This window comes from Psychrobacter sp. 1U2 (assembly GCF_051847575.1).
Genome location: NZ_JBPYDC010000469.1, coordinates 1 through 1,047 on the forward strand (window position 1 = coordinate 1; position 1,047 = coordinate 1,047).

The window sequence follows — 1,047 nt, forward strand, 5'->3', positions numbered from 1 at the left end:
TAATATATTGAGCTGCTTTAAATCTTTGGCGCCACTTATAGGTAGCTGTTCGTAATGCATACCAGCGCGCGTTACTGCCCCTGACTCATCGAAACTAAGCTCATCATCAGGCTGCAAATTAATAACAAGCTCAACCCCTGCAGCTGCTAACGCTTTTACTTTGGACTCATCAAGCGCACCGCAAACGATTGTCTGTTCATCAGGGCGAAAATAAGGCTCAAGTACTTCTGAAAGATTCATACCATTGTCAGCTACCGGGTCTTGATTATCATGTTCATCTGTAAAGGATTGGGCATTTGTATTTAGAGTCATAGTCGTATATATATTGGTAGATATTAAGATTTGAGTTAAGATTATACTGATTAATCTTCTGAAATTAACTTAACAACACCAGCAAGATGCGGCTTATCGTTTTTGGCGCTATACAAACCAAAATTACAGCTGTCATCACTGCTCTCAAGCTTTGCTAGGGATTCAGCAATCAGCTCAACCTCAGATGGCAAAAATATAGGTAGCTTAAATGATACCTCAGCAGTACATGCATCGGGTAGTTCGCCCATCATTGCCAAACATTTAGCCTTAGACCACATACCATGAGCGATTGCTTTGGGAAATCCAAAAGCGCGTGCTGATAATGGATGTAAATGAATAAGATTAAAGTCGCCAGATATAAAGGCATAACGACGACCAATATCTTCTGGCACTTCAAAGACCGCATGGGTGCCTTCTTCATCGACCATTGGCTTGACAGTAGCGGGACGCGGCTTGTTTTTGTTGCTTGCATTACTAGCAGGTTTTTTACCACGAGCTAAATAAGTTGATACCCCTTCCCAAATGACATCATCTTGTGACTTGACCGTAGTCACAAAGTCAAACTGCTGACCTTGCGCATGATCACGTAAGTTATCGAAAGACACTGACATAGCGATCGTCTCACGCTCGCCAATAGGACGATACTGCGTCACACTATTATCTACATGTACCAGCCCTAACATTGCAAAAGGAAATGGTTCTTTAACCATCATATTCATCTGTAACGCTTGCGAT

1 protein-coding gene and 1 pseudogene are annotated in these 1,047 nt (G+C 42.0%); both read right to left on the bottom strand.

Annotated elements, in window-relative coordinates:
- A pseudogene (locus ACS8FD_RS16630) lies at window positions 1–312 on the bottom strand (beta-lactamase hydrolase domain-containing protein); the annotation flags it as partial.
- A gap of 50 nt (window positions 313–362) precedes the next feature.
- The coding region (locus tag ACS8FD_RS16635; RefSeq protein WP_439276655.1) for a MaoC family dehydratase at window positions 363–1,047 on the bottom strand (685 nt) is incomplete at its 5' end.